At 70.7% G+C, this 25,503-nt stretch carries 23 protein-coding genes and 1 riboswitch; of the genes, 8 read left to right on the top strand and 15 right to left on the bottom strand.

The annotated features are described in order from the left end of the window. Positions 1-7: 7 nt before the first annotated feature. From AB0B58_RS37080 to AB0B58_RS37070, 3 genes are all read left to right on the top strand, one after another. Positions 8-1,621, top strand: coding sequence for a regulator (locus AB0B58_RS37080; protein ID WP_360234085.1), 1,614 nt, complete (start codon positions 8-10; stop codon positions 1,619-1,621). A gap of 66 nt (positions 1,622-1,687) precedes the next feature. Then, positions 1,688-2,080 carry an AtzH-like domain-containing protein gene (locus AB0B58_RS37075; protein ID WP_360234082.1) on the top strand — a complete coding sequence of 131 codons (393 nt, stop codon included), beginning with the start codon at positions 1,688-1,690 and terminating at the stop codon, positions 2,078-2,080. A 65-nt stretch (positions 2,081-2,145) separates the two neighbouring features. Next, complete coding sequence (locus AB0B58_RS37070) at positions 2,146-4,386, top strand: IPT/TIG domain-containing protein (protein WP_360234080.1); 2,241 nt, start codon at positions 2,146-2,148, stop codon at positions 4,384-4,386. Positions 4,387-4,434: 48 nt separating this feature from the next. Here the strand turns inward: AB0B58_RS37070 and AB0B58_RS37065 are convergent, their stop codons facing one another. Then, a complete protein-coding gene (locus tag AB0B58_RS37065) occupies positions 4,435-5,319 on the bottom strand; it encodes an RNA polymerase sigma-70 factor (protein ID WP_360234077.1) in 885 nt (294 codons plus the stop codon). Positions 5,320-5,353: 34 nt separating this feature from the next. Continuing rightward, entirely contained in the window at positions 5,354-6,538 is a 1,185-nt protein-coding gene (locus AB0B58_RS37060; RefSeq protein ID WP_360234074.1) for an FAD-dependent oxidoreductase, read from the bottom strand. 157 nt (positions 6,539-6,695) lie between these two features. Between AB0B58_RS37060 and AB0B58_RS37055 the strand changes: the two genes are divergently transcribed. Together AB0B58_RS37055 and AB0B58_RS37050 are read left to right on the top strand one after the other, a co-directional pair. Continuing rightward, the gene (locus AB0B58_RS37055) at positions 6,696-7,076 is read left to right on the top strand and encodes a MerR family transcriptional regulator (RefSeq protein WP_360234071.1); all 381 of its coding nucleotides are present in this window, start codon (positions 6,696-6,698) and stop codon (positions 7,074-7,076) included. Continuing rightward, on the top strand, positions 7,058-7,405 hold the full coding sequence (locus AB0B58_RS37050) for a thioredoxin domain-containing protein (RefSeq protein ID WP_360234068.1): 348 nt from the start codon (positions 7,058-7,060) through the stop codon (positions 7,403-7,405). Before AB0B58_RS37055 ends, AB0B58_RS37050 begins: the two co-directional genes overlap by 19 nt. 69 nt (positions 7,406-7,474) lie before the next feature. On the opposite strand, the gene AB0B58_RS37045 is transcribed toward AB0B58_RS37050, so the two are convergent. Next, on the bottom strand, positions 7,475-8,530 hold the full coding sequence (locus tag AB0B58_RS37045; protein ID WP_360234065.1) for a glycosyl hydrolase: 1,056 nt from the start codon (positions 8,528-8,530) through the stop codon (positions 7,475-7,477). A 355-nt stretch (positions 8,531-8,885) separates the two neighbouring features. Here AB0B58_RS37045 and AB0B58_RS37040 point away from each other — a divergent pair, with 355 nt between their 5' ends. Both AB0B58_RS37040 and AB0B58_RS37035 read left to right on the top strand, forming a co-directional pair. Beyond that, entirely contained in the window at positions 8,886-9,449 is a 564-nt protein-coding gene (locus tag AB0B58_RS37040) for a dihydrofolate reductase family protein (protein WP_360234062.1), read from the top strand. A 281-nt stretch (positions 9,450-9,730) separates the two neighbouring features. Beyond that, on the top strand, positions 9,731-10,426 hold the full coding sequence (locus AB0B58_RS37035) for a hypothetical protein (RefSeq protein WP_360234059.1): 696 nt from the start codon (positions 9,731-9,733) through the stop codon (positions 10,424-10,426). Positions 10,427-10,474: 48 nt separating this feature from the next. Here AB0B58_RS37035 and AB0B58_RS37030 read toward each other — a convergent pair whose 3' ends face one another. The 12 genes from AB0B58_RS37030 to AB0B58_RS36975 form a co-directional block, all read right to left on the bottom strand. Beyond that, positions 10,475-12,562 (bottom strand): MMPL family transporter, encoded by a 2,088-nt coding sequence (locus AB0B58_RS37030; RefSeq protein WP_360234056.1) that lies wholly within the window; start codon positions 12,560-12,562, stop codon positions 10,475-10,477. A gap of 151 nt (positions 12,563-12,713) precedes the next feature. Next, the gene (locus tag AB0B58_RS37025) at positions 12,714-13,481 is read right to left on the bottom strand and encodes a hypothetical protein (RefSeq protein WP_360234053.1); all 768 of its coding nucleotides are present in this window, start codon (positions 13,479-13,481) and stop codon (positions 12,714-12,716) included. A 48-nt stretch (positions 13,482-13,529) separates the two neighbouring features. Continuing rightward, a complete protein-coding gene (locus AB0B58_RS37020) occupies positions 13,530-14,729 on the bottom strand; it encodes a S8 family serine peptidase (RefSeq protein WP_360234050.1) in 1,200 nt (399 codons plus the stop codon). Between the two features lie 90 nt (positions 14,730-14,819). Further along, complete coding sequence (ligD, locus tag AB0B58_RS37015) at positions 14,820-15,779, bottom strand: non-homologous end-joining DNA ligase (RefSeq protein ID WP_360234047.1); 960 nt, start codon at positions 15,777-15,779, stop codon at positions 14,820-14,822. Positions 15,780-15,796: 17 nt separating this feature from the next. Beyond that, positions 15,797-17,635: a diguanylate cyclase domain-containing protein gene (locus AB0B58_RS37010; protein WP_360234043.1), complete on the bottom strand. Its 1,839-nt coding sequence runs from the start codon at positions 17,633-17,635 to the stop codon at positions 15,797-15,799. Positions 17,636-17,749: 114 nt separating this feature from the next. Beyond that, positions 17,750-18,340, bottom strand: coding sequence for an antibiotic biosynthesis monooxygenase (locus AB0B58_RS37005; protein ID WP_360234040.1), 591 nt, complete (start codon positions 18,338-18,340; stop codon positions 17,750-17,752). Positions 18,341-18,364: 24 nt separating this feature from the next. Continuing rightward, positions 18,365-19,144, bottom strand: coding sequence for an ABC transporter ATP-binding protein (locus tag AB0B58_RS37000; RefSeq protein ID WP_360234037.1), 780 nt, complete (start codon positions 19,142-19,144; stop codon positions 18,365-18,367). Beyond that, complete coding sequence (locus AB0B58_RS36995; protein WP_360234034.1) at positions 19,144-19,989, bottom strand: ABC transporter permease; 846 nt, start codon at positions 19,987-19,989, stop codon at positions 19,144-19,146. The genes AB0B58_RS37000 and AB0B58_RS36995 overlap by 1 nt, the downstream gene beginning before the upstream one ends. Beyond that, entirely contained in the window at positions 19,986-20,981 is a 996-nt protein-coding gene (locus AB0B58_RS36990) for an ABC transporter substrate-binding protein (protein ID WP_360234031.1), read from the bottom strand. The genes AB0B58_RS36995 and AB0B58_RS36990 overlap by 4 nt, the downstream gene beginning before the upstream one ends. Beyond that, positions 20,978-22,147: an agmatinase family protein gene (locus tag AB0B58_RS36985; protein WP_360234028.1), complete on the bottom strand. Its 1,170-nt coding sequence runs from the start codon at positions 22,145-22,147 to the stop codon at positions 20,978-20,980. The genes AB0B58_RS36990 and AB0B58_RS36985 overlap by 4 nt, the downstream gene beginning before the upstream one ends. Before the next feature lie 57 nt (positions 22,148-22,204). Further along, a riboswitch (guanidine-I (ykkC/yxkD leader) is annotated at positions 22,205-22,306 on the bottom strand. Between the two features lie 100 nt (positions 22,307-22,406). After that, complete coding sequence (locus AB0B58_RS36980; protein WP_360234025.1) at positions 22,407-23,042, bottom strand: response regulator transcription factor; 636 nt, start codon at positions 23,040-23,042, stop codon at positions 22,407-22,409. After that, positions 22,994-24,280, bottom strand: a complete 1,287-nt coding sequence (locus AB0B58_RS36975) for a sensor domain-containing protein (RefSeq protein ID WP_360234022.1) — start codon at positions 24,278-24,280, stop codon at positions 22,994-22,996. Before AB0B58_RS36975 ends, AB0B58_RS36980 begins: the two co-directional genes overlap by 49 nt. Positions 24,281-24,401: 121 nt before the next feature. Here AB0B58_RS36975 and AB0B58_RS36970 point away from each other — a divergent pair, with 121 nt between their 5' ends. Continuing rightward, complete coding sequence (locus AB0B58_RS36970) at positions 24,402-25,433, top strand: acyl-CoA desaturase (protein WP_360234019.1); 1,032 nt, start codon at positions 24,402-24,404, stop codon at positions 25,431-25,433. The last annotated feature ends 70 nt before the right edge of the window (positions 25,434-25,503 follow it).

The raw sequence follows: 25,503 nt of genomic DNA, 5'->3' as shown, positions 1-25,503 counted from the left end.
GCGAGCCATGAAACTTCCCTACTGGGTACGCGGCGACACGAACGCGTTCTTCGGCTTCGGCGTCAACGTACTCGTCAACGTGCTGACCCTGACCGGCCTCTGCATCGGCGTCATCGGGATGGACCCGGCGAACGTCTTCGGCGTCATCCTGCCGGCGCTTGGCATCGCCCTGGTGCTCGGCAACATGTACTACACCTACCTGGCGCGCCGGCTGGCCGCCAAGGAGAACCGCACCGACGTCACGGCGATGCCGTACGGGCCCAGCGTCCCGCACATGTTCATCGTCATCTTCGTCATCATGCTGCCGATCTACCTGCGCACGAAGGACCCGATCCAGGCGTGGACGGCCGGCATCGCCTGGGCGTTCATCATCGGGGTCATCGTGCTGATCGGCGCGTTCGTCGGGCCGTACATCCGTAAGTACACGCCCCGCGCCGCCCTGCTCGGCACGCTCGCCGGCATCTCCATCACCTTCATCTCGATGAACCCGGCCGGGACGATGTGGAGCGCCGCCTGGATCGCCCTGCCGGTCTTCGGCCTGCTGCTGGTCGGCCTGCTCACCGACGTCAAGCTGCCCTTCAATCTCCCGATCGGCCTGGTCGCCCTGCTGGTCGGCAGCGCGATCGGCTGGATCGGCGGCGCCATGTCGGTGCCGGACGTGACGGCGGCCGCCAAGGACATCGCGTTCGCCTTCCCACACCTGAAGGTCGACCTGCTCCTCGACGGCCTGCGCGACATGGCCCCGCTGCTGGCCACGGCGATCCCGCTGGGCGTCTACAACTTCACCGAGGCGATGACCAATGTGGAGAGCGCCGCCAGCGCGGGCGACCGTTACAACCTGCGCAGCGTCCTGCTGGCGGACGGCGGCGGCGCGGTCGTCGGCTCGATGCTCGGCTCGCCGTTCCCGCCGGCCGTGTACGTCGGCCACCCCGGCTGGAAGGCGGCGGGCGGCCGCACCGGCTACTCGATGGCCACCGGCGTCGTCATCGCCCTGCTCTGCTTCTTCGGGATGTTCGGACTGCTGGGCACCCTCTTCCCGACCGCGGCGATCGTCCCGATCCTGCTCTACATCGGCCTGCTCATCGGCGCACAGGCGTTCCAAGCCACCCCGAGGGCGCACGCCGCGGCGGTGGTCGCCGCCCTCATCCCGAACATCGCGAGCTGGGCGACCGGTCAGATGGACAACGTCCTCGCGGCAGCGGGGACCTCGGCCGCCGAGGTGGGCGTCAGCACCCTGGCCGGCGCGGGCGTCGTCTACGACGGGCTGAAGACGCTCGGCGAGGGCGCGATTCTGGCCGGCCTCGTCCTGGGCGCGATCGTCGCCTTCATCATCGACAAGCGCTTCTGGCACGCGGCGATCTTCTCCGGCACCGGAGCGGTGCTGACCTTCGTCGGCCTGATCCACGCGGAGAAGGTGCAGTTCAACGCCGACGGTCCGGTCAGCCTCGGCTACCTGCTGCTGACCGTGGTCTGCGTGCTGTTCGCGCTGACCAGGCCGGAACCCCGGCAGCCGGACGCCGACGAGATCGAGCTGGAGCGCCTGCACGCCGGCGGCGACCAGGCCGCCGCGGAGCCCGAGGGCGGCGTGCCTGAGCCCCGCAAGGAGACCAGCGCGGTCTGACCAGCCCGTCCACCCGGCGGCCCGGCGCGTCACGTGCCGGGCCGCCGAACCCCGCCAGGAGGTGCCATGGAGATCAACCGGCCCGACGTCGTGTCCGAGGTCGCCGCCGCGTTCGCGGACTACGAGGACGCCCTCGTGGCCAACGAGGTGGAGCGCATCGTCGGCTTCTTCGCCGCGGACGCGGTGCGCTTCGGCGTCGCGGACCAGCAGGTCGGCCTGCCCGAGCAGACCGCCTGGCGGCGCGCGCAGCCGCCGCTGCCGCCGGGCCGCCGCCTCAAGGACACGGTCATCACCGCGTACGGCGCGGACGTAGCCGTCGTGACGACGCTGTTCGGCTATCCGGAAACGGACACCCTCGGCCGCCAGTCACAGACCTGGGTACGTCTCCCGCAGGGCTGGCGCATCGTCACCGCGCACGTCAGCCACCCGGCACTTGAGCGAAACGAGACCGCGAATTGATCTCATGACCTACGCCACCGTGCCGATGGGGCTGGCCTCGCGTCGACCCCTCGGAAGGACCACGGATGGCCCCCAAGTCCAGAGCCTTGACCCGAAGCTGGCTGGCGCTCGCCACGGCTGTCATCGCCACGCTTCCAGCGGCAACCCCAGCGCTGGCCGCCACGTCTTCGACCCCCAAGCCGCTTCCGCACGTCGTAGGCGGCTACGTACCCAGCAAGGTCCTCAAGTCCGCGAAGACCACGCTCGGCAACAAGGTCTCCGCCTTCGAGGTGCTGCCCGCCAGCGTCGACCTGCGCCAGTACGCCCCGTCCCCCGGCGACCAGGGCCAGGTCGGTTCCTGCGTCGCCTGGAGCATCGCGTACAGCATCATGGGCTATTACGCGAAGCGCACCGGCGGCGTCGGCGCACCGTACGCCCCGCTCTTCCTGTACATGCGCAACGTCGCCGCGGGCGGCGCGCCGAACGCCGGGCTCAACCCCGACGCCGTGCTGGCCAACGCGCAGTCCGCGGGCGTCGACACCCAGGAGCACTACTGGCAGGGCACCACGAACTGGCAGACCCCGCCCACCCAGGCGCAGATCGACAACGCCCGCAACTACCGGGTGAACGGCTGGAACCGGCTGTTCGTCGGCGGCAACCAGGGCACCGCCGCGCAGACGCTGATCAAGCAGACGCTGGCGTCCGGCAGCCCGGTCGCCCTCGGCATCCCGGTATACCAGGACTTCATGTACCTGCGCAGCCACACCCTCTACAACACGCTGAGCGGCTCGAGCCTCGGCGGCCACATGATGGCCGCGTACGGCTACGACGCGGACGGCGTCTACATTCGCAACTCGTGGGGCACCGGCTGGGGCAACGGCGGCGACGCCAAGCTCTCCTGGGCGTTCATCACCAAGATCGCCAACGGCGCGTACGCGGTGAACGGCATCGCCACCCCGGCCGCACCGATCGCGGTGGCGCCGACCGTCGGCGCACTGTCCACCGCCAAGGCCGCCGCGGGCACCGCCGTCACCATCTCCGGCGCCGGCCTGTCCACCGCCACCGCCGTCCGCTTCGGCGACACCACGGCGACCTTCACCCCGCAGACCGTCAACGGCCTCACCAAGCTGGTCGCCATCGCTCCCGCACACGCCCTGGGCCTCGTCGACGTCACCGTCACGAACCCGGCCGGCACCAGCGCCGTGAGCACCACGAGCAAGTTCACCTACATCCCGCCGGCACCGGCGATCACCGGGCTGCAGCCGAGCAGCGTCAGCATCGTCGGCGGCACGACGGTCACCCTCACCGGCACCAACCTGACCGGGGTCACCGCCGTCAAGCTCGGCACCAAGAGCGCGGCCGCCAAGGCGGTCACGGCGACGTCCCTTACCTTCGTGGCGCCGGTGGCGGCCGCCGGCACCGTCTCGGTCACCGCGACCAACGCGTACGGGACGAGCACGCCCGCCGGCCAGCTCACGTACTTCACCCCGCCGGCACCGGTCGTCGCGTCGATCACGCCGAGCAGCGGGCCGACCTACAAGGCCACGCCCGTGGTGGTCAGGGGCACCGACTTCGGCGGCGCCACCAAGGTGACCCTCGGCGGTACGACGGTGTCGTTCACCAAGGTGTCCGGCACCGAGCTCAAGCTGAACCTGCCGATCCGTCCGGCCGGCAGCCTGGGCCTGCAGATCACGACCCCGGGCGGGGTGAGCACGGTCGGCTCCGCCGCCACGTTCACCTACGTGACGCCGCAGGCTCCCGCGATCACCTCGATCACTCCGAACAGCGGGCTCACCAACGTGAAGACCCCGATCGTGGTGAACGGCGTGAACTTCACCGACTCCACCAAGCTGACCGTCGGCGGGGTGAGCGTCTCGTACACGAAGGTCTCGGCCACCCAGGTCAAGGCGACCCTGCCGGTGCACGCGGCCGGCGCGACCGACATCCGGCTGACCACCCCGGGCGGGCTCTCGGCGACCGGACCCGCCGCCACGTTCACCTACCGGGCCCCGCCGGTTCCGGTGATCAGCAAGCTGAGCGTCACCAAGGCCGTCCTGAAGGCCGCGACGCCCCTGACGATCACCGGTACCGGGCTCACCGGCGCCACCAAGGTGACGGTCGGCGGCAAGACGGCGACCTTCACGAAGGTGTCGGACACCGAGATCAAGATGACCGTGGCGGCGCGCACGGTGGCCAGTGAGGCACCGATCGTGGTGACCACCCCCGGCGGCACGAGCAAGGCGGCTGCCTTCAGCTTCGTGGCGGGCACGGCGTCGATGCGGGTCTCCGCCTACGGCGTGATCTTCATCGGATCCGGCCTGCGCTGAGTTCGCGCAGTGGAGGGGGCCGCCGGACGGCGGCCCCCTCCACTGCGTTCACCGCAGGGTGAGCGGGGTCTCCGACTCCACGCGGGTCAGCTTCGCCGGGTTGCGGACGTAGTAGATGCCGGTGATGCGGGTGTCCTCGACACGGATCGCGAGGATCCCGTCGATCTCGCCTTCCAGGCGCAGGACCAGCGCCGGGTTGCCGTTGACCACCGTGGGTTCGGTGGTGACCGCGGCACCGACCTTGGCGAGGCCGCCGAGGATCAGCCGGCCCACCTTCTCGGCGCCGATGACCGGCCGCAGCGCGGCCTGCTTGACCCCGCCGCCGTCACCCACCAGGACGACCTCGGGGGCGAGCACCTCGAGCAGGCCCTTCAGGTCCCCGGTCTGCACCGCGCACCGGAACGACTCCATGGCCGCCCGGGTCTCGCCCGCGGAGACCGGACCGCGCGGGCGGCGGGCATCGACGTGCCGGCGGGCGCGGTGCGCGATCTGGCGCACGGCCGCCGGGCTCTTGTCGACCGCCGCCGCGATCTCGTCGTAGCCGACGTCGAAGGCCTCGCGCAGCACGAAGACGGCGCGCTCCGTCGGCGACAGCGTCTCGAGCACGAGCATCAGCGCCATCGACACGCTCTCGGCGAGCTCGACGTCCTCGGCCACGTCCGGCGCGGTGAGCAGCGGCTCGGGCAGCCACTGGCCGACGTAGGCCTCCCGGCGGCGCTTCATGGTGCGCAGCCGGTTGAGGGACTGCCGGGTCGTGATCCGTACCAGGTAGGCACGCTGGTCGCGCACCTGGGCGAGGTCGACCTTCACCCACCTCAGCCACGTCTCCTGGAGGACGTCCTCCGCGTCGGCCGCCGATCCGAGCATCTCGTACGCGACGGTGAAGAGCAGGTTGCGATGGGCGACGAACACCTCGGTAGCCGGATCACTCATGCCGGGCTCGCTCACGTCTCTCCTCTCGCAGAACCTAGGCTGTCCGGTCGGCGGTGACCGGGGCCCGCAGCAGTTCCTGTCGCCGGGCGTCCCTGACCGGCCAGGTGTGCGAGCCGGGCCTGCGCGCCTCGTCGGCCAGCTGCTTGACGGGACTCTTGCAGGCGGCCTCCTTCAGCTTCGCGCCGAGCCGGCCGCCCACGTGCAGCCCCATCGCGGTGTCGTCGCGGTGTGCCACCTGAAAGACGCCGGCCCGGCGACCCAGGCTGACACACATGGCGGCGATCCCCCGGCTGAAATCCGCGGGTCGTTCACCCGCGATCCGGCTGAGCACCGTGTCGGCGGCGTGCGATCCCAGCGGCAGCGCGGCCTGGCAGCTCATCCGCAACGGCAGGTCCGATGGGGCGGCCGAGTCGCCGGTCGCGACGATGCGCTCGTCGTCCACACTGGTCAGCGTCTCGTCGGTGAGCAGGCGCCCAACGGCGTCGGTGCTCAGCCCGCTGCGGTCGGCCACATCCGGCACGCCGAAGCCGGCGGCCCAGATCGTCACCGCGCTCGGCAGCTCGCGGCCGTCCACGAGCCGAACGGCATCGCGCGTCACGGCCGTCACCCTCGCGCCGGTCCCGTCGACGACGGTCACACCGAGCCTGTCCAGCCCCTTGGCGACCGAACGCCGCCCCCGCGGGTGCAGGTACGGGCCGAGCACCCCGCCGCAGACCAGGGTCACTGCACGGCCCAACTCCGCCAGCTCGGCGGCCGTCTCGATGCCGAGCGGACCGCCGCCGACGACCGTCACCGGCGCCGACACGGGCGCGGCGTCGAGGACGGCCCGCAGCCGCTGCGCCTCCTCGAGGCCGGCGATCGGGTGGGCGAACTCGGCCGCGCCGGGCACGCCCGGATCGGCGCTGCCGCTGCCCACCGCGTACACCAGGTAGTCGTAGCCGGCCGTGCCGCCGGACGCCAACGCCACGCGGCGCCCGGCCGCGTCGATCCGGGTCACGGTGTCGACCACCAGCCGGACGCCCCCGGCCAGGATCTCCCGGTAGTCGACGACCGCGTCGTCGGACCCGCCCAGCAACTGGTGCAGGCGGATTCGCTCGACGAAGACCGGGCGCGGGTTGATCAGAGTCACGGTCACGTCGTCGCGCTGCGTCAGGCGATTGGCCGCCAGGACGCCGGCGTACCCGCCGCCGACCACGACGACATCGATGTTCGCGCTCATGGTGTCTCCTCAGCTCGCATCGGGTTCGGCATCAAGACACCCCCGGCCCGGCGTTTGTGACACCCGTGAGGCGGGTCACCGCGCGGTCGCGGGCGCTTGCCTTGACGCCGGTGACAGGGCCTAGCGTGCGGACAGACCTACGGACGAGGTGAGCGGGATGCTGATCGGCGAACTGGCCGGACGGGCCGGTACGAGCACACGCACGCTGCGCTACTACGAGCAGCACGGGCTGGTCGAGCCGCGACGCGACGCGAACGGATACCGCCGCTACGACGAGGCGGAACTGCGCGTCGTGCACGAGATCCGGGCCCTGCTCGCCGTCGGCTTCGGGCTGGACGACATCCGGCCCTTCGTGGCCTGCCTGCGCGCCGGCAACACCGCCGGTCACGTCTGCCCCGACTCGGTGGCCGTGCTGCGGCGCAAGCTCGCCGAGGTCGAGACCTACCTGGATCGGCTCGCCGACGTCCGCGACCGGTTGCGCGGCCAGCTCGCCCAGGCCATCGAGGAGCGGGAGATCCGATGCCTGAAGATTCACTGACGGCCGTCACCGACGAGACGTTCGCCGAGCTCGTGCTCGGCAACCGGCTGCCGGTGGTGGTCGACTTCTGGGCCGAGTGGTGCCCGCCGTGCGGGCCGCTGGCCAAGACCCTCGCCGGGCTGGCCGGCGAGTTCACCGGCAAGCTGGTGATCGCGACGCTGAACATGGACGAGAACCCCGTGACGGGCCGCGCCTACCGGGTGATGTCGCTGCCGACCCTGATGTTCTTCCAGCGGGGGGTCGTCGTGCACACCATCGTCGGCTCCCGGCCCAGATCCCAGCTGCGGCAGGCGCTGGCCGGCTCCTTCGAGGCATACGCAAACCGCTGACGCGGTCGAGCCGCCCGGCTGGTTGGCCGGGCGGCTCGTGGGGTCATGCGGGTCGTGCGGGGTGGTGGGTTACTTGATGGTGACGTTGAAGGTCGGGTCGGCGGCGAGCTTCTTGAACGCGGCCAGACTCGAGCTCTTGCTGTTGATGCTGATGTCGCGGTCGCCCTGGTCGTCGTGCTTGGTGTCGAAGTAGACGATCGCCTTGATCGCGGGCCGCTTCTTCAACTCCGGCAGCACACTGTTGAACCCGGCACTCTTATCGACCGGCTTACCCACCCGGTGATACACACCCCACTCGGCGATCATCAACGGCTTACTCGCGTGCTTACGGGTCGCCCAGTCGTAGAACGTCGGACCGTTCGGCGCCTTCCGGTCGAGCAGGTCAGCGAACTGGCCGTAGTGATACGCACCCTTCTCCGCCGACACGTAGGAATCCAGACCGATCCAGTCCACGACGTCGTCACCGGGGTACAGATCCGCCCACCAGGACTGCGCCATCCACTTCTCGTTACCCATGTACGCCATCACATTGATCGCATTGTCGACGCCCTTGGACTCCAGGCGCTTGATCGTGTGGCGGTACATCGCGGCGAAGTCCTTAGCCTCCCAGCCGGAACCCTTCTTCGCGACCACGTCGTTCTCCGGCTCATGGTTGAGCACCAGGAAGAACTTCTCCGGGAAGTCCTTCTTGACCCGGGCAGCGAACGCGTCGATCCGCTTGTCCTGCTCACCCTTGGCAACCTTCGCCCAGTTCGACCCGTAAGCGATCTTCCAGTTCAGCAACAACACCCGCGGCTGGTCCTTGTCCCGCGCCATCGCCTTCTCATCAGCGGTCGGGAACACCTCATCACCCTTGTGATAGGTGTGGTAAATCGAGGCGGTGCGGCCGGAGAGCTTCTCCCAGTCCTTCAACGCCTCATCACGCGGAGCATCGGTGAACCCACCCGCGGCGGCACCCCACAACACGCCACACGAAGGCACCAGGTTCGCATCGGTCACACACTTCCCACCCGCCGACGCCGCCGGGGCGGCCGTGGCGGCGGTCGCACCGGCCAGAGCGGTACCAGCACCCATCGCGATAGCGGCCAGGACGGTCATCGACTTCTGCAACTTGATCCGACGCACTCTGTGGTTTCCCCCCGCATGTTCCAGCCGTTCATCGGCCGGGCATGAGAAGAGATTCCGATCCGCGCGGTGCACCCCCCGGTCCCGAACAGGTGCCGCCGAGTTGCGAACGGTCTGAACACCACGACTTGAGGATTTCGGCGCCGAAAAACCCCGCCGAACGGGTCGTTTCGGACACAGAGCAGGGCACCCGATCGGCACCCGTGCGGGCAGGCGGCGAACGGCGCGACCAGCACATCCGGATGCCGATTGTTAGCGTTGGGCCACCGCAGATACGCGTGCGACTCCCGCCGTCGCCTCCCACCGGCCGAACTACGATTCGGCCCCGGGGCCCCGAGATCCTTGGAGAAGACGCATGAGCGACGTGAGCATCGGCACCGGCAAGGTGGTCGTGAACAGGGCGATGTCGCTGGACGGGTTCATCGCCGGTCCTGGCCACGCGATGGACTGGATCTTCGAGTACCTGACTGCGGATACGTTCCCGGAGGTTATGGCGGCCACGGGTGCCATGCTCATCGGCCGGGGCACGTACGAGGTCGCCAAGCGTATGGCCGACCAGGACACCCCCTACGACGGGGGAGGACAGTTCGTCCTCACCCACGAGCCTCCCGACGAGCCGGACCCCACCGTCACGTTCCTCACCTGTGACGTCGAGGAAGCCGTTGCCACGGCACGCAGCGCCGCGGGCGGCAAGAACCTGGAGATCCTCGGTGCTGACGTGGCCGCCCAGTGCCTGCAGCGCGGGCTCGTCGACGAGATCCTGGTGTATGTCCTCCCGGTGCTGCTCGGCGACGGCGTCCGCTTCTCGCCCCCGAGCCTCGACAGGATCGACCTGGAACCCTTCAGCAACACCCAGTCGGGCGCCGTCACAATGCTCCGCTTCCGGGTGCGAAAGCAGGCGCAGCCCTCCAGCAGTTGACACAGGCACGCAGCGGACACCCCTGACGTCTGGTCGGAGCGCTAGGGCCGGCGCGTCGGCTACCCGACACCGGCCCGGGGCCCGCGGGGTATCAGCACGCGCCGCCCAATGGTCTGTTCTATGGATGCGGACGAGGGGGACGTGTCCTCGCCGCCCGCCCCCGGCGGGGCGGGCGGCGATCAACACCGCGAGAGCCCGCGGGCCAAATGCGGTGAGTAGCGAGCAAAATACGCAGCACCGGTGACGGCGCGTGACCGCCGGGCGTCTGCCATCATGGCCGGATGGTTTTGATCGGCAGGGTCTTCCGGGTCGCCGTCGCAGCGTGCGCCGTCGCCGCTTTCGCCGGGTGTTCGTCGGATGACCCACCCGCGCCCGACGGCAGCACCATCAGCGTGGACGCCATGCGGAACGCCCTGCTCAAGGCCGCCGACGTCGGCCCGACCTGGAAGGCGCCGGGCGAGTCGGCGGCGCCGAACCAGCTGGTCAGCATCTGTGGCGCGGACACGCCGCCGGTGGCCGTCCCGGGCAGCCCGTCGATCGTCTCCGCGCCGCTGTCCGACGAGGGCACGGAGGGGGTGCAGAGCCTCACCCAGCACGCCCTGGTCTACGAGGATTCCATCTCCGCCGCCACCGCCCTCGCCTCGCTGCGCACGGTCGCCGACGCCTGCGCGCCGAGCGTCTCGCGGCCCGCGAAGACCGGCGACCGGGAGGAGCCCGCGTACACGGAGACGGCCTCGACGGCGCCGCTGGAGCAGGGCCCCTGGATCGGCTTCGTTACCGTCCGCAACAAGCAGTACGACAAGGCGCACCCGGCGACCGCCGATGTCGCCGTGGCGGCCCTGGCCCGGGGCAACGTCGTGCTGGTCGACCAGTACGCGATCTACCGCCTCGGCAGGTCCGACGCGAGCGCCAATCCCCAGTTCTCCGCCGACTGGCAGAAGCTGGTCGGGACCACCCTCAACCGGGTCGGTTCGTAACCTCCCGGCGCCGGGGATCGCCCGGCACCGGGACCGGAGGGGCCGTCGTCAGGCGACCGTTTCGAGGTCGCGTTCGGACTCGGCCGGGGCCGGCTCGTCGCGGACGTTCATCAGCTTGCTCGGCCACCAGATCCACCGGCCCAGGTCCAGGTTCAGCGCCGTCACCAGCACCGAGCGCACCACCAGGGTGTCCAGCAGGACGCCGAACGCGACCGCGAAGCCGATCTCCGCGAACGCCACCAGCGGCAGGCTGCCGAGCGCCGCGAACGTCCCGGCCAGCACGAGGCCCGCGGAGGTGATCACACCGCCGGTCGCGGCCAGGCCGATCAGGGCGCCCCGCCGGGTGCCGTGCTGCTGTGCCTCCTCGCGCACCCGGGTCATCAGGAAGATGTTGTAGTCGATGCCGAGGGCGACCAGGAAGACGAAGACGTAGAGCGGGAACGACGTGTCCTCGCCGGCGAAGCCGAAGACGTGCCGGAAGGTGAGCGCGCTGACGCCGAGGGCCGCGCCGAAGGACAGCACGACGGTGGCGATCAGCAGGAGCGGCGCGACGATCGAGCGCAGCAGCAGGCCGAGGATCACCAGCACGACGAGCAGGACCAGCGGAATGATCAGCTGGTTGTCGTGGTCGTTGGCGTTGTTGATGTCCAGCGTCATCGCGGTCAGGCCGCCGACCTGCGCGTCCCCGATCGGATGCACCGCCTCGCGGAGCCGTTCGATGGTGGCCATGGCCTCGCCGCTGTCCGGGGCTGAGGTGAGCAGGCCCTCGATCAGCGCCAGGTCGCCCTTGATCACGGGCTCGCCGGCGTCGCTGATGCCCGGCGTGGCGGTGACCGCCGACCGGATGGCCGACGCCGACGCGGCGTCGCCGATCACCACGACCGGCTGGCCCTGCCCGGCCGGGAAGTGCCGGGCGAGCGCCTCCTCGCCGACCACCGACGACGGCTTGCTCACGAACTGGTCCGCCTGCGAGAGGCCGTTGGCCTCCAACTGGAACAGGCCGAGCGACATGACGCCGAGAGCGGCCGCGGTGCCGATCCAGACGGCCCGCGGGCGGCGGGCGATGCGGGCGCCGAGGCGGGCGTAGATGCCGTTCGCGGTCGGCTCGACGGAGCCGGGCTTGGGGCGTACCGGCCAGAAGAGCCAGCGGCCGAAGATGACAAGCAGCGCGGGCAGCAGGGTGATCATGGCGAGCAGGCCGACGACGATGCCGATCGCGGAGACCGGGCCGAGGCCGCTGGTGGAGTTCACCTCGGCCAGCGTCAGGCAGGACATGCCGATGGCGACCGTGGCGGCACTGGCGATGATGGCCGGCCCGGCCCGGTGCAGGGCGAGCGCCATCGCCTCGTGGCGGTCCTCGTGTCGGCGCAACTCCTCGCGGTAGCGGGCGACGAGCAGCAGGGCGTAGTCGGTGCCCGCGCCGAAGACGAGCACTGTCAGGATGCCCGCGCTCTGCGCGTTGACCACCAGCCCGGCATGCTTGGCCAGCAGATAGATGACGGCCTGCGCGGTGGTGAGCGCGACGCCGGCGCTGATGATCGGCAACAGCCAGAGAACGGGGCTGCGGTAGGTGATCAGCAGGATGATCGCGACGATCGCGAGCGTGGTGTAGAGCAGCGTGCCGTCGATGCCCTCGAACGCCTCGGCGCTGTCGGCGGCATTGGCCGCCGGCCCGGCGAACTGGATGTTCATCCCCTCGGCCGGCGTGCCCGTGGTGGCCCTGAGGTCGTCGACGACGTCGACGATCCGCTCCCAGCCCTCGGCGTCGACCTTGACCGGGACGATGGTCTGCAGGGCCTGGCCGTCCTTCGCCGGCAGCGGGCCGACGACCTCCCCGCTCACCCCGTCGATCCGCCGCATCGCGGCGGCGTCCTGGGTCGCCTTGGCCGTGTCGGCCGGCGTGATGCCGCCGGTGCGTTCGTAGACGATGACCGCCGGGGCGATGTCGTCGGTCTGGAACCGCTTCTGCAGCTCCGAGACCTTGGTGGCCTCGGCGTTACCGGGCAGCCAGGCGGAGTTGTCGTTCTTCTCGACGCCGGTCAGCTTCCCGGCCATCGGGCCGGCGATGGCGAGCACAACCACCCAGAGGCCGAGCACGACCCACTTCGTCCACCGTCCGCAAACGAGCCAAGCCATCTCGCGCCCCCCATGTCGTCCGACCATTCGGGAGCCTAGGCCGTGCTTTAGCACACCGGAAGCGGGTTACCGGCCGCTCAGGGGTATCTCAGGGGTATATCAGGGTCGGAACCGCACGTTCGGCCAGGTGCGCGGCCCCCCGCGGGGCCGATCAGGGCTGGGTGTGTAACCAGCCACAGTCGGAGCAGACGTCGAACCCGCGGAACTGCGCGAGCCGCCGGCGGCCGCAGACCGGGCAGACCACCCGGTAGGTCTCGTGGTGGCCGACGCCGCGGCGGGCCGGGTGCAGAAGCGTGAAGAACATCCGCCGCTGCCAGACCCCGTCCCCGGCGTCGACGGCGACGACGCCCGAGCGGCTGGGCACGTCGACGCGCAGCAGCAGCCGGGTCTCGGCGCCGACGGCGGGCTCGGCCAGCAGCAGCGGCGCGACGTCGGCGGGCTTGACGTCCTCGATCGCGCTGATCGCCACAGCGTCGCCCCGGATGCCCTCGGCGCCGAGCGGGCCGAGGGGCAGGTCGGCACACCAGCCGGGGCGCGGCCCGTGGTCCGACTGCCCGAGCCGGCTCCGCAGGACCGCCCAGAGCCCGAGGTTCTCCGAGCCGATCAGGCCGATCTTGACGTCCGCGCCGCGTCCGTCGTTGAGCCCGACCAGCGTGGGTCCCCACTTGATGGCCCGCCGGGCCGTGCCGACCGCCGGACCGATGCCGGGGAAGAGGACGTCGGCGACACCCTCGGTGAACCGCCAGAGTCCACCTCGGATGTCGCCGAAGATCTCGTCGCCGCGGGCCGCGGCCCACTCGGCGATCCGGCTCGGCTCGGCTCTCGCCGTCAGGGCGGGACGCCGCGGTCGGGTCGTCGGTTCAGCCGGCTCGAACCAGGACGGTGGGTCGCTCGAAGTCTCGCGAGGGCCGAAGCGCATTGAAACATGCTGTCACTGAGCGGCTACGGTGGCCACCCGGCGGCCGTGTCAGAAGGCTCCCGTGTAGAGCAGGCGGTTTGGTGATCCGGAGCCCGGGCTGACCACCACGCCGGTCGTCGAGTTGCCCACGATGGCCGAGTGGACCTCCGCCGGCGACGCCGACGGGTGGGTCTGCAGGTAGAGGGCCGCCGCGCCGGCCACGTGCGGTGCGGCCATCGAGGTGCCGCTGATCGTGTTCGTCGCGGTGTCGCCGGTGCCCCACGATGAGGTGATGCCGATGCCCGGGGCGAAGACGTCCACGCACGTGCCGCGGTTGGCCCAGCTTGCCTTGCGGTCCGCGTTGTCGACAGCCGACACCGTGATCGCCGCCGGGACCCGGGCCGGGGACTGGGTGCAGGCGTCCAGGGCGAACAGGCCCAGGAAGCCGTTGCCCGCCGCGATCGCGTAGCTCACCCCGGAGGCGATCGAGCCGGCCACGGCGCTGTCCAGGGCCGCGTCCGCGCTACCGCCCAGGCTCATGTTGGCCACCGCCGGCTTAGCCGCGTTCGCCGTCACCCAGTCGATGCCGGCGACGACCTGCGCGGTCGTGCCGCTGCCCTCGCAGTTCAGCACCCGTACGGCGACCAGTCGCGCGCTCTTCGCCACGCCGTACGCGGTGCCGCCGACGGTGCCCGCGACGTGCGTGCCGTGGCCGTGGCAGTCGTCCGCCGTGCCGCCGTCGATCGCGTCGAAGCCGCTCACCGCGCGGAGGCCGAAGTCCTGGTGTGTGGTCCGGACGCCGGTGTCGATGATGTACGCGTGCACGTCCGGCGCACCGGTGGAGTACGTGTACGCCGAGTTCAGCGGCCGGTTCCGCTGATCGATGCGGTCGAGCCCGTACGAGGGCGGGTTGTTCTGTGTGTCGCTCGCCCGGTGGATCACGTCGGCCTGCACGTACGCGACCGCCGGGTCGGCGGCCATCCGCCGGGCCTGCCGGGCGCTCATCGTGGCGGCGAAGCCGCGCAGGGCGTGCGAGTACGTCTGGCGCACCCGGGCGCTGTGCCGCCCGGCGAGCGTGCGGGCCTGGCCGGCGACGGCGGCCCGGTCCGGCTTGAGCACGACGACGTAGCTGTCGGGCACGACCTCGGCTCCGGGTGCGACGAGGACGGCCTGTTCGGCGGGCTGTGCACCGGCGGCCTGTGCGGCGCCCGGGATCCCGACGGCGGTGACGATGGCGACGGCGACTGTCCAGCGTGCGGTTCTGCGCATCTGCGTCTCCCCACGTGACGGATTGGCTGCGTGCCGTGACGTTAACAGTTCAATCGACGATTGAGAATGTCTTACGTCCGCGGCCGTACGTCACTCCGCGTCGGCGGGACCCGCCAGCCCGGCCCGCTCGTCACGCTCCGCCCACTGCAGCAGCGGGGCCAGATCGAACGCGGTGTCGTCGATGCCCGCGTGCAGGTCGCCCAGCTCGGCGAAGCGTGCCGGGACGGTCAGCAGGGTGAGGTCGTCCGGCCGCACGGCGTCGATCTCGTCCCAGCGGATCGGCGTGGACACCGTGCCGCGCTGGTTGCCCCGCACCGAGTACGCGCTCGCGATGGTGTGGTCGCGGGCGTTCTGGTTGTAGTCGACGAACAGCGCCTCGGGGTCCCGGTCCTTGCGCCACCACGTCGTCGTCACGTCCCGGGGCGAGCGCCGCTCGACCTCGCGGGCGAACGCCAGCGCCGCCCGGCGTACGTCTCCGAAGCCGTGCTCGGGCGCGATGCGGACGTAGATGTGCAGTCCCCGGCCGCCGGAGGTCTTCGGATAGCCGGTGATGCCGAGCTCGTCGAGCACCTCATGCGCGACGTGCGCAACCCGGCGTACCGTGTCGAAGCCGCAGTCGGGCATCGGGTCCAGGTCGATGCGCCATTCGTCGGGCTTCTCGGTGTCCGCGCGGCGCGAGTTCCACGGGTGGAACTCGACCGTCGACATCTGCACCGCCCAGATGACCTCGCCGAGCTGGGTCACGCACAGCTCGTTCGCGTGCCGGCCGTACCGGGGGAACTCCACCCGGACCGTCTGCAGCCACGGCGGCGCGCCGTGCGGTACCCGCTTCTGGTGCACCTTCTCGCCGGCCAGGCCGTCGGGGAAGCGGTGCAGCATGCACGGCCGCTCGCGCAGCGCCCGGACGATGCCGTCACCCACGCTGAGGTAGTAGTTGACCAGGTCGAGCTTGGTCAGCTTGAGCTCCGGGAAGTACACCCGATCCGGGTTGGAGACCCGGACGGTGTGCTCCCCCGCGGCGACCTCGATCGCGGGCGGCTTGGTGGCCATGGAGTCAACCTAACGGTTCAGACCTCGGCGCGGTGGCGTCCTACCCGCGCGGGCTCGCACTGCTCGGAGGCCGCGCGGCGGCCGCCGCCGAGGTGCTTGACCGCGTACATCGCGTGGTCGGCGGCGCGCAGGGCCTGGTCCGGGTCGTCGCTCGGCGTCGCCAGGTGCACGCCGACACTCGCCCCGATGGTGACCTCGTTGCCGAACACCAGGAACGGCCGCTCGATGGCGATCCGCACCCGGGTGCTCATCGCGTCGGCGTCGGACTGCGCGGTGATGCCGGGCATCAGCACGACGAACTCGTCGCCGCCGACCCGGGCGAGCACGTCGCCCTCGCGGACGCAGGCGCTGAGCCGGTCCGCGACCTGGCGCAGCAACTCGTCGCCGGCCTCGTGACCGTGCGCGTCGTTGACCGGCTTGAACCCGTCGAGGTCGACGAAGAACACGGCCACCGCGTCGCCCTGCAGCGAGGAGCCCAGCGCGTCCTGCATCCGGCGCCGGTTCGGCAGCCCGGTCAGCGCGTCGTGGGTGGCCTCGTGGTGCAGCCGCTCCTGGAACGCCCGGTTCTCGGAGATGTCGCGGGCGTTGATGACGATGCCCATCAGCGCGGGGTTGTGCATCTGGTTGGAGGCGGTGAAGTCGAACCAGGTCGCCTGCCCCGACGCGTTCAGGATGCGGGTCTGCAACCGCAGCACGCCGTCGCGCTCGGTGCGCAGCTTGGCGAAGGCCTCCACCATCCGCGGGCGGTCCTCCTCGTGCACGAGCGCGAAGACCGTCGTGCCCCGCAGCGAACCGGCCGGGAAGTGCAGCAGGGAAGCGGCGCTGGGGCTGGAGTAGGCGACCCGGCCCTCGGCGTCGAGCACGGCCACCATGTCGGGCGCGTGCTGGAACAGCGCCTGGAACCGCTCGTCCGCCCGCCGGCGCTGCACCTGGGTGCGGTACCCGAGGAGCGAGATGCCGACGGCGCCGATGATGAGCATGGCCAGCAGCGTCAGGTTGATGTTCTGGCTACGGGTGTGCACCGGGCCGTCGAACGACGCCATGGTCTGCGTGCGGATGTACGCCCAGCCGCCCGGCAGCGACTCCTCGTCCTTGACCACGACGGAGATCATTTCGGTCTTGCCGACCTGGTACTCGACGAACTCGAACCCGGTGGTGATCCGCGTGACCGCCGAGACGACCGGGGGTGCCACCAGCGTGCCGATCTTCTCGCCCTCGCTGGTGAAGCCGACGCGCCCGGTGGGGTCGACGAAGGTGGTCAGGCTTCCCGTGGTGCGCAGCCGGGCGGTGTACTCCTGCAGCGTCGTGGTTGCGATCTTGTTGTAGCCGATCAGGATCGCCCGCGCCACGCCGGCGACCTGGATCGGCACGGCGAACGCCTGGATCGCGACGGGGGCACCGGCGCTGGCGGAGTCCTTGACGAGCATCACCGAGGAGAAGCCCGGCTTGCCGGCGAGCAGCGACTTGCGCATCGGCGCGTAGCCGGCGTCGGTGGGCGCGGGCAGCACGTGGGTCCGGGTGGCGTTCAGGACCTTACCGTCGAGCGAGGTGATCGCGGCGCCGTACGGGAAGGCACTGGACTTCGCCACGTAGCCCTCGAGGGCCTTGCGGTCGCTCCCGTCGCCGACGCCGAGGTCGAAGCTGTGCGTGTCGGCGAAGGTCTTGAGCTCCTTGGCGGAGAGCAACTGCATCCGCCCGGCCAGGGTGGCGTTGTTCTTGGCGAGGGCATGCGTGTCGGTACGGTGCACCGTGTCGGCGGCCTGAAGCGCCGATCGGTTCACCAAAACGCCGACGATGCCGACGGTCACCAGCAGTAGTACGCTGGTCACCACAGCGATCCAGTTGCGCAGCCGCATCTGTTTGCCTCCTCGCCGGATTCCATCGGGTGATCGAGGGGCCACCTGAAGAATTCAGAGGAGATGTTGAGGCTGCGCAAATGGGGCGCCGCCGAGCGGCGCGGATCGGCTCCCTCAGCGCCGCCACGGCGGGGGCTGACCCTGCAGCCACCACTGCAGCATCTTCGTGACCTGCGGCAACACCAGATATGCCATCACCGGCGTCAGGCACAGCGTCATCAGCAGCGTGCGGACCACCGCGTTCTGCCCCTCGATCAGGTGCCCGAGCGTCACCGTCGCCAGCAGGCTGACCGGGAAGAAACCGAGCCAGATCGTCACCGCCTGCTTCCAGCGCGGCGGCGGCGCCGCCGGCGGGGTCAGGTCGGACACCGTGTGCTCCCGCGGCGGGTCGAACCAGCCCTCGATGCCCGTGCGCCGCTCGACCCGGGTGTGCTCGACCATCCCCTGCGCCGACGACAGCCACCACTGCCGCTGCGGCGACTCCTCCCAGGCGTGCAGCGCCTCGGCGTCGGCGAAGCGGTAGAGCATGTGCCATTCGGTCGAGCCCAGCACCGGCCGCACCCAGCCGACCCCGAGGAAGCCCGGGAAGTCCTCGGCCAGGGTCGCGCCGGCGCGGACCCACGCGAGCATCTCCGCGTTACGCGACGGATCGGCCCTCCGGGTGATCGCGACGGTCACGGCGAGCGGCTGTGATGCGGTTTCCATACCCCCGATCCTTCATGCCGGGCATCACGACTGGGCGGCAAACAGGCCTTCCGAGCTGTGATGAAACGCGCGTACCCGGTCCTCCACCCGGGCACGCAGCGCCAGGAACGCCGGCGTCCGCTTGACCGTCAGTTCGCGGTCCGCGGGCAGGTCGACCAGCAGGTCCGCGGCGACCCGGCCCGGGTCACTGGCCAGCACGACCACCCGCCCGCCCAGGAAGACGGCCTCCTCGACGTCGTGGGTGACCATCAGCACAGTGGTTCCGGTGTCCTGCCAGATCCGGCGGATGAAGACCTGCATGTCCTCCTTCGTCTGCACGTCGAGGGCGCCGAAGGGCTCGTCCAGCAGCAGCACGTCCGGTTCGCAGGCCAGCGCGCGGGCGATCGCCACCCTTTGCCGCTGTCCGCCGGAGAGCTCCTTCGGCAGCTTGCCGCGCAGCGCCGTCAGCCCGGTCTCGGCGAGGTACCAGTCGACCCGCTCCCGCCGTTCGGCCTTGGACAGCTTGAGAAGTTCCAGCCCGAATCCGACGTTCTGGGCGACCGTACGGAAGGGGTAAACGGCGCCGGACTGGAATACCAGGCCGCGGTCCGGTCCCGGGCCGGACACCGGGGTGCCGGCGAGCGCGATGGCGCCGGACGTCGGCGTCGTCAGGCCCGCGATCAGCGACAGCAGCGTCGACTTGCCGGAGCCGCTGGCGCCGACGAGGCAGACGAACTCACCCGCGGCGACGTCGAGCGAGATGTCGTCGAGGGCGGTGAACGCTCCGTACCGCATGCCGACCGAGCTGAGGGTGAGCAGGCTCATCACACCCACCGGCCGATCCGGTCGCGCAGGACGCGGAGCAGGATGTCGATCGCCAGGCCGAGGACCGCGATCACGATCAGGACCGCGAAGATCCGGTCACTGGCCAGGAAGCGCTGGCTGCGGGCGATCCGGTAGCCGAGCCCCTCCGTCGAGTTGATCAGCTCGGCGACGACCACGAAGTTCCAGGCGGCGGCCGCGTTCACGCGTACGGCATCGATCATGCCCGGAAGCGCGTGCGGGACGACCACCTTGCGCAGCACCTCGCCGCGCCGCGCGCCGAGCGTGTATGACACGTCGATCAACGATCTCGGCACCTGGCGGACCGCGTCCGCGGTCATCAGCGTGTTGAAGAAGACCGTGCCGATGAAGAGCAGCATCCACTTGGACGGCTCGCCGATGCCCAGCCAGATGGTCAGCAACGGGATGAAGGCGCTGGCCGGCAGGTAACGCAGCAGCCCGACGATCGGCTCGAACAACGCCTGCCCGGCCTGGAAGCCGCCCATCACCAGGCCGAGCGGCACGGACACGACGATCGCCAGGCCGAAGCCGATCAGGATGCGCTGGACACTGGCCAGGGTGTCGGTCCACAGCTGTCCCGACTGAGCCATCTCCCAGCCCGCGGAGAGGACCGCCGGCACCGAGGGCAGAAACTCCTGCGGTACGACGCCCGAGGCCGCCACCGCCACCCACGCGGCCAGCGGCACCAGCACCGAACAGATCATCAGCGCGGCCCGGGATCGGCGCGGGATCGGCGCCCGCGGCGCCCAGAGCCGGACGGGCCGGCCGGGCCCGCGGCGGGGCAGCTTCGACAGGGCCGGCCGCGCGGGGGCGGTGACGGTACTCATTCCTTCACGGCCCGCACGAACTTGGGCTCGAGCAGCCCGTCGAGCGGCGGCTTCTCGTCGGCGAGGCCGGTGGAGACGAGGAAGTCCCCGATCTGGTCCGCCTGGTAGTCGAGGTTCGCCGCGCTGCCGCCGGAGGCGAACGCGTCCAGGTTCTGCTGCCGCGTGAAGATGGTCGTACCGGCGTCGTAGCTCTTGTAGTCGGCGGGCGTGACGCCGCCGCGCCTTGCCATGATCTCGATGGCCGCGGCGGGGTTGGCCTTGATCCAGGCCATGGTGTCGAACCAGGTCTGCACCATCGCCTGCACCTCGGTGGGGTGGTCCTCGACGAAGCCGGTGCCGAAGACCAGATGGTCCGGGATGGCGCCGGGGAAGTCCGCCGAGGTCGCGATCGCCTTGCTGCCGGGCAGGCCCAGAGCCGTGGTGGTGAAGGGCGCGAAGACGCCGACCGCGTCGACCTTGCCGGCGAGGAAGGCCGCCGCGGCCGCGTCGGTGAGCAACGGCGTGAACTGCACGTCCTTCTCGGTCAGCCCGGCCTTCCGCAGCGCCAGCAGCAGCAGATAGTGGTCGACCGTCCCCTGCTCGGCCGCGACCTTCCGGCCCTTGAGGTCGGCCACGGAGTTGATGCCGGGCCGGGCGATGATCTGGTCGTTGCCGGTCGAGTTGTCGTTGGTCAGCACCACGGTCTGCTTCGCGCCGCCGCTTACCGAGGACAGGGTGTCGTTGAGCGTCTGGCTGTTCGCGTCCAGGTTGCCGGTGCTCAGCGCGGTGAGGCTGTCGGTGTAACTCTCGAAGTACTTGAGGTCGACGGTCACGCCGTTCTTCGCGAAGAGGCCCTGGTCCTGTGCGACCTGCCAGGGGAACCAGCCGGGCCATGCGGAGAAGCCGAGCCGCACGGTGGCCGGCTGGCCCGCCGCGCTCGCGCCGTCGTCGCCGCCGCAGCCGGATGCCAGGAGCACGGCGGCCAGGGCCGCCGCGAGGATCGTCTTTCTCATCGCTTCTTCTCCAGGGGAAGGTGGCCGGATCGGACCAGGCAGCCGAGCGTGTCGCAGATGACCCGGGTGGCCAGCAGGGCGGTGATCTCGGCGGTGTCGTACGCGGGCGCGCACTCCACGACCTCGATCCCGGCGAGCGGGCGGGCGTCCGCGATGATCTGGATGAACTTGAGGACCTCGCGGGGCAGGAAGCCGCCCGGCTCGGGCCAGCCGGTGCCGGGCACGAACGCGGCGTCCAGGCAGTCGACGTCGAAGGAGAGCCAGACCGCCTCGGCGCCATCCCACGCGACCTCGAGCGCCCGCTCGGCGGCCTGCTCGATGCCCATCTCGACGCAGTCGGTGACGGTCATGATCGTGGTGCCGCGCTCGCGGCCGACCTGCACGCCGGGCCGCGGCGCCTGCCACCCGCCGATGCCGATCTGCACCAGGTTCTTCGGCGGCACGTTGGGGATGTCGGTGGCGTGGAACCACGGCGTGGTGTGCATCCGCTCGTCGAGGTCCGTCTCCTGGGTGTCGACGTGCCGGTCGAAGTGGATGATGCCGAGGTTGCCCTGCAGGTGCTGGGCGACGCCGCGCACGGTCGGGTAGCCGATGGAGTGGTCGCCGCCGAGCACGACCGGGAACGCACCGGACTCGTAGACGTGGCCGACGGCCTTGGAGATCTGGTCGAAGGTCTTCTCGATGTTCGCCGGGATGGTGAAGATGTCGCCCAGGTCGGCGATGGTGATCGACTCGCGCAGGTCCACGCCGAGTTCGAACGAGTACGGGCCGTAGAGCGCGGAGATCTTTCGGATGCCCTGCGGCCCGAAACGCGTGCCCGACCGGTACGTGGTCCCGCCGTCGAAGGGTGCGCCGAGCACGGCGACGTCGTACTCGCCGCAGCGGCGCACGTCCTCGAGGTACGGCGCCTTCAGGAAGGTGTTGATCCCGGCGAAGTGCGGCAACTCGCCCCGGGAGAAGGTGGGGATCGTGCGGTCGTTGATGGAGTCGGCGCCCGGCAGGCCGTACTCGAGGCCGCGGGCGATCTCCTCCTGCCACCTGGTGTTCGGCAGCCGGGCCTCGGCGGCGACGGCGAACGCGGCCTCGGGACCGTACCGGTCGTGCAGGGTCGGTTCGGCGGCGGTCTGCTCGACGTGCTGGTGCTGGTGATCGTGCTGGAAACCCACGGGTGCCTCCGTTAGGAGAGAGGCCTGGCCAAAGAGAGCAGCCAGAACCCTTGGCCGTTCTCCCGGGCTTTTATCCCGCCGTGGAGCGCACCCCTGACGGGGAACACCTGCGCCTCTCGGACCAGCCCGCATAGCGGCGGAACCCTAGGCGCGCCCCACCAGTTGGTGAGTCACCTGGCAGTAGAAACCCGCGACGTTGCCTCGGCGTGACCCGGCCGTTACCGCCACGTGTCGCCACCGCCGGGTGTGCCGCGCGCCGTCAGCCGTTGAGGTAGGTGAGCACGGCGAGCACGCGCCGGTTGTCGTCGTCCGACGGCGGCATGCCCAGCTTCGTGAAGATGTTGTTGATGTGCTTGCTGACCGCCTTCTCCGTGACGAAGAGCTTCGCCGCGATCGCCGCGTTCGACCGGCCCTCGGCCATCTCGCCGAGCACCTCGCGTTCGCGGGCGGTCAGCACCGCCAGCGGCTCGCGGCGGGCGAGCAGCTGCGACACCACCTCCGGGTCCATCGCCGTGCCGCCGTCGGCGACCCGGCGCACCGCGTCGACGAACTGGGCCACGTTCGAGATCCGGTCCTTGAGCAGGTAGCCGACGCCGCCGTTGCGGTCGCTCAGCAGCTCCCGGGCGTACAGCGGCTCGACGTGCTGGGAGAGGACCAGGATCGGCAGGCCGGGCACCTCGGTGCGGGCCGCGATCGCCGCCTGCAACCCCTCGTCGGTGAAGGTCGGCGGCAGCCGCACGTCGACGACGGCGACGTCGGGGCGGTGCCTGATCAGGGCCGGCAGCAGCGCCGGGCCGTTGTCCACGGCCTCGACGACCTGGAACTCGAACGCCTCGAGCAGGCGGGTCAGGCCGTCCCGGAGGAGGGCGAGGTCTTCGGCGAGGACAACACGCACGGTAACTCCATTGTCACGACCGTCGGTCCGCCCGGCGGGGAGGACACCGTCATCGTGCCATCGAAGGCGGCCAGGCGGCGATCGATGCCCCGCAGTCCGGTGCCGCGGGCCGCGTCGGCGCCGCCGGCCCCGTCGTCGCTGACGGTTATCGCGAGGCCCCCGTCGGCGTAACGGATCGACACCTCGACCGTCCGGGCCCCGCTGTGCCGGACCACGTTCGCCAGCGCCTCCGCGGTGGCGAAGTAGGCCGCGGACTCCACCGGCGTCTGCGGCCGGCCCGGCAGGTCCACCTCCACCGACACCGACATCGGCAGGCTCAGCGCCAGCGCGCGGACCGCGCCGTCGAGGCCGCGCTCGGCGAGCACCGGCGGGTGGATGCCGCGGACCAGGTTCCGCAGCTCGAGCAGGGCCGTGCCGCTCGCCTCGCGGGCCTCGGCGAGCAGCTTGCGGGCCGCCGCCGGGTTCCGCTCGATCATCTCCTCGGCCAGGCCGATGGTCATGCCCAGCGACACCAGCCGGGCCTGTGCGCCGTCGTGCAGGTCACGCTCGATCCGGCGCAGCTCGGCGGCCTGCGCGTCGACGGTGTCGGCCCGGGTCTCGGTCAGCTGGGCCACCCGCAGGCGCAGCTCGGCGGCCTTCGTCGGGGCCAGGAAGAGCTTGGCGAACTGGGCGTTGACCTCCAGCAGCCAGGGCGCGGCGCCGAGCCCGAGCGCCAGGAACAGCACACCCTGCGGCACCGAGAGCATCGCCTCGCTGAAGTTGGCGATCGGCCAGAAAACCCCGTAGCCGTACCAGTCGATGCTCAGGTAGAGCCAGAGCGGCACCAGCGTGATGCCCTCGAGGCCGTAGAGCGGGATGGCCACGGCGAGCAGGCCGAGGGAGAAGCCGACGAGGGCGCCCGGCACCAGCCAGGCGAGGTCGCGCCACGTGGCCGGGTCGGTGGCGATCCACCGGAATCGCTTCCAGCCGCCGGGCAGCGCCCGCTCCGGCGGCGGCTGGTACGGGCAGGCGATCGCGATACCGGCCCGCCCGGCCAGCCGCCGTTCCAGGTTGGCGCGCATCCGGACGAGATCGGTGACCCACGGCAGCAGGGCGAGGCCGAGGAACGGTACGGGGCTGAGCGCCAGCGCCACCAGCGAGACCGCCAGCAGCGGCAGGTTGGTGATCGCGAGGCCGACCGCGAAGACGCCACCGGCGATGGCCCGCAGGCCGTCACGCACCCAGGATCGCGTCTCCATGTCCCCATTCTCCACGGCCGTCACGTGCACATCTTGATCAACGAAACCGGGGTGCTAGCACCACCATCCGCGGGGATCTGACACTCCTGACCGTTCGGCCCTTGACCGTGAGTCTGTACGTATGACGACAACGACGGAGCGGCCGCGGTCGACGGCCGGAAGTGACTTCGCCGAATTGAACCGGCGGGTCACCCGCTCGGGACTGCTCGAGCGCAAGCCCGCGTACTACGCCGTGCGGCTCACCGCCGTGTGCCTGGCGCTCGTGGGTGGCTGGACGGCGTTCTTCCTGGTCGGCTCGTCCTGGTGGACGCTGGCGGTCGCCGCGTTCCTCTCCGTGACCTTCGCACAGGTGGCCCTCGTGGCGCACGACCTGGCCCACCGGCAGGTCTTCCGCACGAAGCGGCCCGGCGAGATCGCCGGGCGCATCGCCGGCAACCTGATGATCGGCATGAGTTACGGCTGGTGGATGGACAAGCACACCCGCCACCACAACAACCCCAACCACGACGATCTCGACCCGGACGTCGCACCCGAGGTGCTGATCTGGGCCACCGAGTCCGCCTGGGGCCGGCGCGGGCTGAAGGGCTTCATCACCCGCCACCAGGCCGGGCTGTTCTTCCCGCTGCTCACCCTACTCGGCATCGACCTGAAGGTGTCCAGCGTCAAGGCGCTGATCCGCGGCGACATGAAGCGCCGCAACCTCGAGGCCGGGCTGCTGATCATCCACGCGGCCGTGTACCTGACCGCCCTGTTCCTGGTCCTGTCCCCGCTGCAGGCGATCGCGTTCCTCGTGGTGCACCAGGCCCTCTTCGGCGTCTACCTCGGCATGACGTTCGCGCCGAACCACAAGGGCATGCCGCACCCGGACGGCACCGAGGACTTCCTGCGCAAGCAGGTGCTGACCTCCCGGAACGTGAACGGTGGCTGGCTGACGGACGCGGCGCTCGGCGGCCTGAATTACCAGATCGAGCACCACCTGTTCCCGGCCATGCCGACGCCGAACCTGCGCAAGGTGCAGCCGATCGTCGAGGCGTACTGCGCCGAGATCGGCGTAGCCTACGAATCGACAAGCCTGCTGGAGTCCTACCGGCAGGCGCTGCGGCACCTGCACGAGGTCGGCGCGCCGCTCCGCGAGGCCGCGCGGGTCGGCTAGAGACGTTCGTTCCGCAGGTCTCGGCGGGTGACGTGGGGCATCGACCCCGGCGTCGCCCGCCGGCGCCGTC

The sequence above is a fragment of the Actinoplanes sp. NPDC049118 genome, from assembly GCF_040648555.1.
In the GTDB taxonomy this organism is placed as follows: domain Bacteria; phylum Actinomycetota; class Actinomycetes; order Mycobacteriales; family Micromonosporaceae; genus Actinoplanes.
The sequence above is the reverse complement of the archived record's forward strand: the minus strand, read 5'-3'. Positions and strand labels throughout refer to the sequence as shown.

Coding starts and splice junctions, on each gene's coding strand:
- AB0B58_RS36990 (WP_360234031.1), bottom strand. CDS start 20,981: ATGAGAAAGACGATCCTCGCGGCGGCCCTGGCCGCCGTGCTCCTGGCA.
- AB0B58_RS36970 (WP_360234019.1), top strand. CDS start 24,402: ATGACGACAACGACGGAGCGGCCGCGGTCGACGGCCGGAAGTGACTTC.
- AB0B58_RS37050 (WP_360234068.1), top strand. CDS start 7,058: ATGCCTGAAGATTCACTGACGGCCGTCACCGACGAGACGTTCGCCGAG.
- AB0B58_RS37025 (WP_360234053.1), bottom strand. CDS start 13,481: ATGCGCTTCGGCCCTCGCGAGACTTCGAGCGACCCACCGTCCTGGTTC.
- AB0B58_RS37040 (WP_360234062.1), top strand. CDS start 8,886: ATGAGCGACGTGAGCATCGGCACCGGCAAGGTGGTCGTGAACAGGGCG.
- AB0B58_RS36975 (WP_360234022.1), bottom strand. CDS start 24,280: ATGGAGACGCGATCCTGGGTGCGTGACGGCCTGCGGGCCATCGCCGGT.
- AB0B58_RS37080 (WP_360234085.1), top strand. CDS start 8: ATGAAACTTCCCTACTGGGTACGCGGCGACACGAACGCGTTCTTCGGC.
- AB0B58_RS37075 (WP_360234082.1), top strand. CDS start 1,688: ATGGAGATCAACCGGCCCGACGTCGTGTCCGAGGTCGCCGCCGCGTTC.
- AB0B58_RS37065 (WP_360234077.1), bottom strand. CDS start 5,319: ATGAGTGATCCGGCTACCGAGGTGTTCGTCGCCCATCGCAACCTGCTC.
- AB0B58_RS37070 (WP_360234080.1), top strand. CDS start 2,146: ATGGCCCCCAAGTCCAGAGCCTTGACCCGAAGCTGGCTGGCGCTCGCC.
- AB0B58_RS37020 (WP_360234050.1), bottom strand. CDS start 14,729: ATGCGCAGAACCGCACGCTGGACAGTCGCCGTCGCCATCGTCACCGCC.
- AB0B58_RS37010 (WP_360234043.1), bottom strand. CDS start 17,635: ATGCGGCTGCGCAACTGGATCGCTGTGGTGACCAGCGTACTACTGCTG.
- AB0B58_RS36995 (WP_360234034.1), bottom strand. CDS start 19,989: ATGAGTACCGTCACCGCCCCCGCGCGGCCGGCCCTGTCGAAGCTGCCC.
- AB0B58_RS37005 (WP_360234040.1), bottom strand. CDS start 18,340: ATGGAAACCGCATCACAGCCGCTCGCCGTGACCGTCGCGATCACCCGG.
- AB0B58_RS37035 (WP_360234059.1), top strand. CDS start 9,731: ATGGTTTTGATCGGCAGGGTCTTCCGGGTCGCCGTCGCAGCGTGCGCC.
- AB0B58_RS37000 (WP_360234037.1), bottom strand. CDS start 19,144: ATGAGCCTGCTCACCCTCAGCTCGGTCGGCATGCGGTACGGAGCGTTC.
- AB0B58_RS37030 (WP_360234056.1), bottom strand. CDS start 12,562: ATGGCTTGGCTCGTTTGCGGACGGTGGACGAAGTGGGTCGTGCTCGGC.
- AB0B58_RS37060 (WP_360234074.1), bottom strand. CDS start 6,538: ATGAGCGCGAACATCGATGTCGTCGTGGTCGGCGGCGGGTACGCCGGC.
- ligD (WP_360234047.1), bottom strand. CDS start 15,779: ATGGCCACCAAGCCGCCCGCGATCGAGGTCGCCGCGGGGGAGCACACC.
- AB0B58_RS37055 (WP_360234071.1), top strand. CDS start 6,696: ATGCTGATCGGCGAACTGGCCGGACGGGCCGGTACGAGCACACGCACG.